At 63.5% G+C, this 9349-nt stretch carries 11 protein-coding genes and 1 pseudogene; 6 read left to right on the top strand and 6 right to left on the bottom strand.

Annotated elements, in window-relative coordinates:
- The first annotated feature begins 217 nt into the window (after positions 1–217).
- The 3 genes from EN742_RS02030 (at position 218) to EN742_RS02020 (ending at position 2558) form a co-directional block, all read left to right on the top strand.
- Positions 218–730, top strand: coding sequence for a DinB family protein (locus EN742_RS02030; RefSeq protein ID WP_126055592.1), 513 nt, complete (start codon positions 218–220; stop codon positions 728–730).
- Positions 731–956: 226 nt separating this feature from the next.
- On the top strand, positions 957–1532 hold the full coding sequence (locus tag EN742_RS02025; RefSeq protein WP_127405299.1) for a hypothetical protein: 576 nt from the start codon (positions 957–959) through the stop codon (positions 1530–1532).
- Between the two features lie 237 nt (positions 1533–1769).
- On the top strand, positions 1770–2558 hold the full coding sequence (locus EN742_RS02020; protein WP_126055590.1) for a GGDEF domain-containing protein: 789 nt from the start codon (positions 1770–1772) through the stop codon (positions 2556–2558).
- Between the two features lie 102 nt (positions 2559–2660).
- Here EN742_RS02020 and EN742_RS02015 read toward each other — a convergent pair whose 3' ends face one another.
- The 5 genes from EN742_RS02015 to EN742_RS37810 all read right to left on the bottom strand — a co-directional run bounded on the left by EN742_RS02015 (position 2661) and on the right by EN742_RS37810 (position 6440).
- Entirely contained in the window at positions 2661–2963 is a 303-nt protein-coding gene (locus tag EN742_RS02015; RefSeq protein WP_127405298.1) for a DUF982 domain-containing protein, read from the bottom strand.
- Positions 2964–3198: 235 nt separating this feature from the next.
- A complete protein-coding gene (locus tag EN742_RS02010) occupies positions 3199–3378 on the bottom strand; it encodes a hypothetical protein (protein WP_126055588.1) in 180 nt (59 codons plus the stop codon).
- Positions 3379–3445: 67 nt separating this feature from the next.
- Positions 3446–3742, bottom strand: coding sequence for a hypothetical protein (locus EN742_RS02005; RefSeq protein WP_126055587.1), 297 nt, complete (start codon positions 3740–3742; stop codon positions 3446–3448).
- A 371-nt stretch (positions 3743–4113) separates the two neighbouring features.
- Positions 4114–6192 carry an ATP-dependent helicase gene (locus tag EN742_RS02000; RefSeq protein WP_128332356.1) on the bottom strand — a complete coding sequence of 693 codons (2079 nt, stop codon included), beginning with the start codon at positions 6190–6192 and terminating at the stop codon, positions 4114–4116.
- Between the two features lie 77 nt (positions 6193–6269).
- Entirely contained in the window at positions 6270–6440 is a 171-nt protein-coding gene (locus EN742_RS37810) for a hypothetical protein (RefSeq protein WP_189347460.1), read from the bottom strand.
- 137 nt (positions 6441–6577) lie between these two features.
- Between EN742_RS37810 and EN742_RS37805 the strand changes: the two genes are divergently transcribed.
- Positions 6578–6745, top strand: coding sequence for a hypothetical protein (locus tag EN742_RS37805; RefSeq protein ID WP_189347458.1), 168 nt, complete (start codon positions 6578–6580; stop codon positions 6743–6745).
- A 324-nt stretch (positions 6746–7069) separates the two neighbouring features.
- Here EN742_RS37805 and EN742_RS01995 read toward each other — a convergent pair whose 3' ends face one another.
- Complete coding sequence (locus EN742_RS01995) at positions 7070–8038, bottom strand: LysR substrate-binding domain-containing protein (protein WP_126055585.1); 969 nt, start codon at positions 8036–8038, stop codon at positions 7070–7072.
- 110 nt (positions 8039–8148) lie between these two features.
- Between EN742_RS01995 and EN742_RS37800 the strand changes: the two genes are divergently transcribed.
- Positions 8149–8982 carry a hypothetical protein gene (locus EN742_RS37800; protein ID WP_189347456.1) on the top strand — a complete coding sequence of 278 codons (834 nt, stop codon included), beginning with the start codon at positions 8149–8151 and terminating at the stop codon, positions 8980–8982.
- Between the two features lie 55 nt (positions 8983–9037).
- A pseudogene (locus tag EN742_RS01980) lies at positions 9038–9349 on the top strand (hypothetical protein); the annotation flags it as partial.

Genomic DNA, 9349 nt, shown 5'->3' with positions numbered 1-9349 from the left:
GCCCCGATCAAGGCGGCGGTGAGGCACGCGAAGCGACGCAGGCACGTCCACTTTGTCGCATTTGGGGAGGGAGGAGGTGGTAGGGGCAGTGGGGCAGTAGGTATCCCTCCCTATCTTCCCTACTGCCCTATTCCCTTACTCGCCCAGAATCGTCATTGGCGCGAATCCTCCAAGGGTTTAGGTAGGCCTGAACTGGAACGCGAGCGGGGACGGAGAGATGAAACAGCATTTCATGATGTTTGCAGCCTACAACCAGTGGGCCAACGGCCGCATCTACGATGCCGCCGCCGATCTCGATGACGCGGAGTTCGAGCGCGATGTCGGTGCCTTCTTCGGCTCGATGATGGGGACGCTCAACCATCTCCTGGTCGCTGACCGCGTCTGGATGAAGCGCTTCAGCGGCGAGGGCGACGCGCCGGCGAGTATCGACAGGATTGTCCACCGCGCCCTGTCCGTTCTCAGGCTGGCGCGCGAGGCGGAAGACAAGCGGATCATCAGTTGGATCGACGGCATGAGCGAAAAGGCGCTCGCCGGCCGCTTCTCCTACATGACCCTTTCGGACATGCGCACCATCTCGCAGCGGCTGGCGCCGGCGCTCAGCCATTTCTTCAACCATCAGACCCATCATCGCGGCCATGCGCACATGATCCTGACCGTGCTTGGCCGACCATCTGTGCCGCTCGACCTGGTGCTGTTCCAGCGCAGCGAGGAAGGCCGCGCCTACGCCTGACGTTCCGGCAGGAACCCGGTGCTTAAGTTCCTGAAATCTAAAATATAGAGAAATTTCGTCTAAATCTTTCGAGCAGAAGTGCAGCGATTGAAAACTACGATTCGTGATATGAGCACGAGCTAAAGAAACCAAAACACCACTCTCCACGTATCTTGTCGAAGAAAGAACGTGCGTTTAAGTTGCACAATGCTGCAATGCAGAAGTAGTAACCACACAGGAGAGTGTTATGGCTAGTATCGTAAAGAGATTCGCCAGCACATTGGCGAGTGGTGCAATCATCGTTGTTCTTGCCATGCCGGCGAACGCGCAAAGCGTCGGGCTTGGTGGACTTGGCGGCGTATCCGTTGGCGGCAACAGCGCCGACGCCAATGCGGGCGGCCCAGATGGGGCTGACGCAAATGCATCTTTCGGCGGCAGCAACACCAGCGCCAGCGTTTCGATCGGCGGCTCGGGTGGCGCCAATGGGGCCGCCACCATCGGCGGGAGCGATTCCACGGCTACGGCATCCATCGGCGGCACCAACGGTGCCGGAGCCACTGCGACCTTGGGCAACGGCACCAACAGCGCGGCCGGCGTGACGCTCGGCGGCACGAGCGTTGGCGCCAATGTCGGTGTTGGCGGCACCGTTCCTGGAGCTCCCGGCGCGACTCCGCCCGGAACCCCGAACCTGGCCTCCGTTGTCGCCGAAATGTCGAGCGGCCAACTGGCACGGATGAAGAAGCGCTGCGTCGACGTGCTCAGCAGCGAAGGCACCTATGATCGCGACCTGCGGCAGCTCTGCCTGATGATCGCGCGGCGCTGACATTTCCGGCGAGGGGGGTGTCGAACCAGCCGTGAGGCCGTGCGCCGGCACTCTCCTGGCCTCCGGCCAGTCGGAAGGCCCGCTATCCAGGGGCTAACGAGGTGGCGGGCCTTTTGCGCATTACAGCTGGCGGTCGCCCTTCGACAGGCGGTTAACCACATTTGAATTGCAACTAATATGTTAGGAATTCGTTTGCGCTCCGGCTGCAAGATAGGCCAGTTGTAGTGGAGCAAGGGAATGCGCATCGATTTGTCCCCGACGAGCTGGGGCAGGGTCATCGCGGTCACCATTGCCGGCACGGCGGTCTGCATCGCCGCGGCCTTTTTCGTCGATTCCTACAATTTTCCCTTGCTGTCGCCCGATGCGCTGTGGCGGGCGCAGATGACGGACCTTTTGCTGCCGCTCGTGCTGGCGGGATCGTTCTTCTTCTTCCTGATGTTCAAGATGCGCCAGTTGGCCGTCGCGCAGAAGGCGCTGAGCATCGTCGCGGCCACCGACAGTCTGACGGCGGTGTTCAACCGCGGCGCCTTCTCGATGCTCGTCGAGGCCTATCTCGATCAGGCCCGCAGCCAGGCGGTCGTCGATGCCGGTGCCTTCCTGATCGTCGATGCCGATCATTTCAAGACCATCAACGACCGTCTCGGACATGATTGCGGCGACCAGGCGCTGAAGCTGATCGCCAAGACGATCAAGGGCCAGCTGCGCGGCGCCGACATTGTCGGCCGGATCGGCGGCGAGGAGTTCGCGGTCTTTCTGCCCGGCGCCGACGCGTCGCAGTCTTGGCTGGTCGCCGAAGGGATCAGGCGGCGCATCCGCGAGGTGGAATTCTCGCCCGACGGCCGGCCTTGTCCGCTTTCGGTTAGCATCGGCGGCGTCGCCTTCAGCGGCAACACCACCTATGCCGACATGTACCGGACGGCCGACAGCCACCTCTACAAGGCAAAGTCGAACGGCCGCGACCAGGTCAGCTTCGCGACGGCCGCGCTGCTTGGCACGCTGACCGACGACGCCGCGACGGTCCATTGAGAAGTAGCGAATAGTGCGTAGCGAATAGCGAATGGCTGTGCGCCGGCTGGCGCATTCATTGCCGTACCCTACTCGCTGTTCCCTATTCGCTACTCACTCACTTCATGCCGCATAGCCGCCAAAGCTGCGCGCCACCGGCTTGACCGAGACGGCGGGCTGGGCGGCGGGCCAGAGGATGCCTGCCGTAACCGCGAAGGTGATCAGCGCATCGCGTGCCGCCTCAGCGGAGATTCCTCCGGCCCGCGCGGCCTCGCAGGCCTTCACCGCGGCACCATAGCTCAGCCGCCGCCGCGACGGCGGGAATTCTGTCAGGAATTCATGCATGTCGAACAGTGACGCGATCATGCGCTTGTGGCCGGCGCCTACGGTGAGGGCGACCGGGTTGAAGAACGTCCTGTCGTGCATTCTGGCCTCTTGGGTTTGGGGCGGAGATGGCCGGCGCCGCTCTCCGGTCGGGGGTCGAACGCCAAGGAACGCGGAAGGCGGCGGGAGGTTCCATGATTTTCAGGGCAGAAGGGCAGAAGGGCAGAAAGGCAGAAAGGTTAGAGGATTCCCCTTTCCTTACTGCCCTGGTCCTCGCCGGCCTTTGCCGTGCTGGTCGAAGCGCTGCGCTACGACGATAGATGGACTCCGGCCAATGTCATGGCGCCGCGGTCGTTATGAACTGGTCCGGTGCGGATGGCCCCGGATGGTGCGTCGACAGCGCCAGGAAGAGGATGGCGACGCCGGCAACAAGTGCGGCAACGACATTGACGAACAGCCGTCCGGCCAATTGGCCAAGCCGCTGCCGCCGGCTCATGCTGCTAGGAACTAAGCGCATTTGAGCCCTCCCTCGCCGGGCGGGCGCTCACCGGCCTCTAGCCGTGGTTCGCGCCCATCCCCTGATGTCACCAGCCCCGGTGCCAGCCGCAGCTCCACACCCGCTTGATCACGAGGCGGTGGTGGTGCCAGCGCTTGTGCACCCGGACCTTGCAGCGGTCGCGGTCGTGATGGCGCCAATGGGGCCGATAGTCACGATCATAGTCACGCATGGCATAATGGCGATGATGGCGGCGCCAGGAATAGTCGTCGCTGTAGCGTGTGCCGTCGTCGGTGGTGATCGTCAGGCTTGCCGCCTGCGCCGGAATTGCAGTCGGCGCCAGCGTTGCCAGGCCAAGCATGGCCGCGAGGATCAGCTTGTTCATCATTGCCTCCTTTGCATTAGGTCCCGCTAACGGAAACCCGTCCGGCGGTGGATGGTTCCATCGCGATGGAGCGGGCCCCTGACACGTTTCGTGAGCGGCCCGGCGCGATGCGGACCCAATCAGTCCGTCGCATCCGGGGCATGGAGGACCAGACAATCCATGGAAACGGCATAGGCCTCGGTCACGCGCGTCACGCGCACAGATGCCAGCTGGTTCCCGTCAGCGACGGCGCAGGGCGTCGCCGCATCAACGGGCGGCATCTGCCGATCATGCCGCTTCCCCGCAGTCTGCCTGGCAGCGCGGCGGTGCAGGGTGCAGGAAAGCAAGAACACGCCACCGCCGCTACAGGCATGCCGCAGGCAAGATCTCGCCTATTTCCACATGCCGCGCATGCGCTGGCCGAGGTCGACGCGGACCTGCGGCTGGCGGCGCGGATCGTCCTTCGCCTGCACGCTCGCCCAGGACGTCTGCTCGAAGGCATTCAGCATCGAGGCTGGGATGAAGCGGCTGCGCGCGGCATAGACATGGCGGTCGCCGCGCGCCGCCTGGCCGTGCACGAAGAAGCGCTGCGGCATGACGAGATGCAACGTGTCCCTGGCCCGCGTCATCGCCACATAGAGCAGGCGCCGCTCCTCCTCGATGTCCTCCTTGCTGCCGACACCGAGGTCGCTCGGGATGCAGCCGTCGACTGTGTTGAGCACGAAGACGTTCTTCCATTCCTGGCCCTTGGCCGAATGGATGGTCGACAGGATGAGATAGTCTTCGTCGCGATGCGGAGGGCCGGCCTCGTCGCTGGTTGCGTCAGGCGGATCGAGCGTCAGCTCGGTGAGAAAACGCTCGCGCGACGGGTAGCCGGAGGCGATCTGCTCGAGCTGTAGGAGATCGGCGCGGCGCATCGTCGCGTCCTCATGTATGCGCTCGAGATGCGGCTCGTACCAGAGCCTGATCCGTTCCAGGTCGGCCGGCCACTTGGCGCCGGCGCGCAGGCCTTCGTAGAGCGACAGGAAGGGAGGCCAGTCCTCGGCCGCGCGCTGCGGCGGCCGGTAGCGGGCAAGCCCCGTCGCCTCGTCGAGCGATGTCGCCATCGTCTCGACGATCTGCGCGGCGGCCGACGGGCCGATCCCCGGCAACAGCTGCAGCACGCGGAAGCCGGCGACGCGGTCGCGCGGATTTTCGGCAAAGCGCAGCACCGCCAGCATGTCCTTGACATGGGCGGCGTCGAGGAACTTCAGCCCGCCGAACTTGACGAAGGGGATGTTGCGGCGCGTCGGCGCGATCTCCAGCGGCCCGGTGTGATGCGAGGCGCGGAGCAGCACCGCCTGCGACTTCAGCGCCGTGCCGGCCTCGCGCTCGGCGAGGATCGCCTGGCAGACATAGCTCGCCTGTTCGGCCTCGTCGCGCACGCTGACCAGGAGCGGCTTCTCGGACGATCTGCGCTCGCTCCACAGGTTCTTGGTGAAGCGCTCGGAAGCCTCGCCGATCACCGCATTGGCCGCCGCCAGGATCGTCTCGGTCGAGCGGTAGTTGCGCTCCAGCGTGACGATCGACGCTTGCCGGGCGAACTGCTTTGGGAAGTCGAGGATGTTGCGCACTTCCGCGGCGCGGAACGAGTAGATCGACTGCGCGTCGTCGCCGACCACGGTCAGCCCGGAGCCGTCGGGCTTCAGCGCCGTCAGGATCGTCGCCTGCAGCCGGTTGGTGTCCTGGTATTCGTCGACCAGCACATGGTCGAAGCGCGACGACAGATGCGCCGCGATCTCCGGCTCGGTCGCCATCTGCGCCCAGTAAAGCAGCAGGTCGTCGTAATCGAGCACGTTCTGTGCCTGCTTGGCCTCGACATAGGCCGAAAACAGTTCCTTGAGCTGGTCTGCCCAGCCAGCGCACCACGGAAACACCGCGCCCAGCACCTCGCCGAGCGGCGTCTGCGCGTTGACGGCGCGCGAATAGATCTGCAGGCAGGTGCCCTTGGTCGGGAAGCGGCCCTCGGTCTTGGAGAAGCCAAGCTCGTGCCGGGCAAGGTTCATCAGGTCGGCGGAATCCTCGCGGTCATGGATGGTGAAGGCGGGGTTGAGGCCGATCTCCAGCGCATAGTCGCGCAAGAGCCTGGCGCCAATGCCGTGGAAGGTGCCGGCCCAGAAGAGCGCGTCGGCGATGACGGAAGCGTCGCGCCCCAGCACCTCGCCGGCGATCCGCTCGACGCGCTTGGCCATTTCAGATGCAGCGCGACGGGAAAAGGTCATCAACAGGATCCGGCGCGGATCAGCGCCCTTGACGATCAGATGCGCCACGCGATGCGCGAGCGTGCTTGTCTTGCCGGAACCGGCGCCGGCGATGACCAGCAGCGGCGGCGCGACCTGGCCGTCGCCATGCTCGACGGCCAGCCGCTGCTCGGCATTGAGCTTGTCGAGATAGGCAGGCCGGAAAGACGAATCACGGATGGCGAGGTTCATCGCCCATCAAGCATCGTTTCCGCTTTGTTCGCAATGGTTGCGACGCTGCCAATCTCCGCCAGGGGAGTTTGGCTTGCCTACCGCCGTGTCTCTACGCCCATTGCCGCCGACTGGCGCCGCAGCGACCGGCGTTCCTCATCCTCCGGCAGCGGCAGTGGCTCGAAGCTGTCGGGCACCTCGTCGATGACCTTCTTGGCGAAGCGGTAGGTCGCATAGGCGAACAGGCCAACAATCAGCAGACGGAACATGATCAATTCTCCTTCGGCGGACCAACCGGGGAGGGGGCATTTTGTTCCGCCGTCTTCCTCGCCACCTGCTCGAAGTGCAACCAATCAGCCATCCCCTCGTTTGCCCTCATAAAAGGGGCGAACGAGAGGAGGTTGTCATGATGAAGCTTCCGATGCTGCTGGCTTTGGGGCTCGCGCTCGCCGCCTGCGACAACAATGTCCAGCCGACCAAGGCGCCCGTCGACCAGAATCCGCAGGTCGACAAGAACCCGGTGCCGAAGTCCACAACTGGCGGCGACCAGCAGGGGACGCCGCCGGCGCAGTGACGCGCCGCTCATGAAGCGATCGGCGCGGCGAGATGACCACAGGCGCTGCAAGAAGAAGGCCGGCGCTGCTTGGGAGGAAGCGGAAAGCGCCGGCCAAGCGGGAAAGTCAGGCCCGCCGCAAAACAGACTATAGCTGAGTCTTGCCGCCAGGTCAGGGGATGGGTTGGGGAAGACTTCTCGAATTGTGTGAAATTCGTCTGAAAATTCGTGTATTGTGTGAAATCTACAACAAAAACCCAGAGTTGCGACAGGGCATCGTCATTTGTACCTGATGGTTGCCCACATAGTGTGAAGTATAGCCTCAAAAATGAGCGAGCGGCTGTCTCAAGCCATCGCCGCCCGCCTCACTGGCACCCCGGCGATCTCAAGGTCCAGCTGGCGCTGAGTCAGCGCCGCCTCCGCCATCACCCATTGCTTGAACAGCACAACCTTGCGCGCCGCGTGCTGGGTATCGGGGCTGACGAAGTACCAGCCGGCGGTGTTGGGGTGATGCACCGCGAACGGTGCCACCAGCCGCTCGGCGCGGATGTCGCTCGCCATATAGGCGCGGTTGGCGACGGCAAAGCCCAGGCCTGCATTGGCCGCCTCGTAGGACATCATGCAGGAATCGAAATATATGCTCTTGGTCTCGCCGAGCACGAAGCTCGCCCCGGCAAAGGCAAGCCATGACTGCCAGTTCTGGGTGCAGGTGTCGGAATGGAGGAGCGTGAAATGCCGAAGATCATCCGGCGTCACCTTCGACAGCGGCTTGTCGCCGAGGATCTCGTGGAAGAGTTTCCTGCTGCACACCGGCGTCAGGTCTTCCTTGAACAAAAGGTCCGCCTGCAGCCCGGGGAAGCTGCCGTCGCCATAGCGTATTTCGAGATCTATCTCCGAGGTCGCGAACTCATGCGTGGCGTAGGAGGTCGAGACGCGCATCTCGATGTCTGGATATTGCCGCTGGAACATCGGCAGGCGCGGGAACAGCCAGCGCGCTGCGAAGGTTGGCAGCACCGAGATCTTGAGCACATGCGCCTGTGATTGCCCGGTCGCTTCCATGCTCGCCGCCACGATCCGCTCCAGGGCTTCGCGCACCCGCGACACATAGGTCTCGCCTTCCGGCGTCAGCGACACGGCGTTGCCGCCGCGCTGGAAGATCTTGAAGCGCAACTGATCTTCCAGGCTTTTGACGCGCTGGCTGACTGCCGAGGCGGTGATGAACTGTTCTTCGCCGGCGCGCGTGAAGTTCCCGTGCCTGGCAGCACTCTCGACGATCTTCAGCGAATTGAGGTTGACCTGACTGAGCAGACGCACCGTTTTCGACCTTAAGCTGGGCTTACGGTAGCACCAGCATTCCTAAATTTACAGGGGTGGGCGGATTAATCGACTGTTTACCAAGTGTTGCCCCCACCTGGAGAAGTAGAATGAACGCCCATACCATCCCCGAACTGCGCTATGCGATGAGCCGTGAAGCCATCATCGGCCACGACACCGCCTGGAAAGTGTCGAGCTTCGGCGTCGCGCAGTATCTGCACGGCTACGACCCGGCGCTGCTTGCCGCGATCGAGGAGGCCGCGTTGAAGCTGAAGTCCAGCCACGCCATCCACAAGCATCTCGATCTTACCTTCATCACCGGCGCCGACCGTTACATTCCCGAGATCAAGGAACTGCTGAACGACAAGCTCCGCTTGGAGCGGCTCTCCGACATGATGGGCACCAAGCTCGAGCCCTATCCGCTGTCGATCGTCGGCTCGACGGTCACCTTCATGAATCCCAAGGACGGTGCCGTCGAATGGCATTGCGACGGCGTGCCGGTCACCGAGCTCATCCCGCTGTCGATCAGCGATCCGCTGATCGGCGGTCATCTGGAGATCTATTGCGATGATTCCGAGACCGGGCGGGCGATCCTGGAATCCGGACGCGAGATCCCGCGCAACCGCATCATGCGCATCGACCACAAGATGAACTACGCGACGCTCGGCCAGTTCCTCGGCGTGCTGCACCGCACGGCGCCCATCCAGCTCGGCTCGCGCGTCACCCTGGTGCTCAACCAGCGTTCGGTCGCAAAACCCTATGTCGACGACAACCGGATGTTCTACCTCGCCGCCGACAACGATCATGACCGCGAATGGGTGAACGAGCTGGCCGATGACGTCTGGAACAATCAGCTGCCGGCCTATCGCCGTTTTGCCGAACAACATCCCGCGCCGCAGCCGGTCACCGAACCGGTCTCCGGCGGTGCCAGGGAATCATGGTAATGAGGTCATGGGCGGGAACCGGCTTGCTTTACTGATCCACAATTCGGAACAGCTCATGGCCAGGCAGGAAAACAGGACGCCATCCCGGATCGTCCGGGATGGAACGGCTCCCGCGGCCGCGCTGGCCTTTGCCGCAGGCGCGGTGGCGCTGTGGTCGACCAATGCGCTGGTCGGCAAGTCGCTGCTTGAAAATCATCCGGTGTCGCTGGTGCAGTTCCTGCAATTCACCGGCGCCGCGCTGGTCTTTGCGCTGATCAGGCTGCGCACCTTACCTTCTCCCCTTGTGGGAGAAGGTGGATCGGCGCGCAGCGCCGAGACGGATGAGGGGTGTTGGCCGGATCGCCGTCGTTGCCAAGCTGGAACACCT

It is taken from the genome of Mesorhizobium sp. M4A.F.Ca.ET.020.02.1.1 (assembly GCF_004022645.1).
Classification (GTDB): Bacteria; Pseudomonadota; Alphaproteobacteria; order Rhizobiales; family Rhizobiaceae; genus Mesorhizobium.
This window is presented reverse-complemented; position numbering and strand designations above follow the sequence as displayed.

Bases quoted from the DNA above. Each gene is read 5' to 3' on its own strand.
- EN742_RS02030 (WP_126055592.1), top strand. From the start codon at position 218: ATGAAACAGCATTTCATGATGTTTGCAGCCTACAACCAGTGGGCCAAC.
- EN742_RS02025 (WP_127405299.1), top strand. From the start codon at position 957: ATGGCTAGTATCGTAAAGAGATTCGCCAGCACATTGGCGAGTGGTGCA.
- EN742_RS02020 (WP_126055590.1), top strand. From the start codon at position 1,770: ATGCGCATCGATTTGTCCCCGACGAGCTGGGGCAGGGTCATCGCGGTC.
- EN742_RS02015 (WP_127405298.1), bottom strand. From the start codon at position 2,963: ATGCACGACAGGACGTTCTTCAACCCGGTCGCCCTCACCGTAGGCGCC.
- EN742_RS02010 (WP_126055588.1), bottom strand. From the start codon at position 3,378: ATGCGCTTAGTTCCTAGCAGCATGAGCCGGCGGCAGCGGCTTGGCCAA.
- EN742_RS02005 (WP_126055587.1), bottom strand. From the start codon at position 3,742: ATGAACAAGCTGATCCTCGCGGCCATGCTTGGCCTGGCAACGCTGGCG.
- EN742_RS02000 (WP_128332356.1), bottom strand. From the start codon at position 6,192: ATGAACCTCGCCATCCGTGATTCGTCTTTCCGGCCTGCCTATCTCGAC.
- EN742_RS37810 (WP_189347460.1), bottom strand. From the start codon at position 6,440: ATGTTCCGTCTGCTGATTGTTGGCCTGTTCGCCTATGCGACCTACCGC.
- EN742_RS37805 (WP_189347458.1), top strand. From the start codon at position 6,578: ATGATGAAGCTTCCGATGCTGCTGGCTTTGGGGCTCGCGCTCGCCGCC.
- EN742_RS37800 (WP_189347456.1), top strand. From the start codon at position 8,149: ATGAACGCCCATACCATCCCCGAACTGCGCTATGCGATGAGCCGTGAA.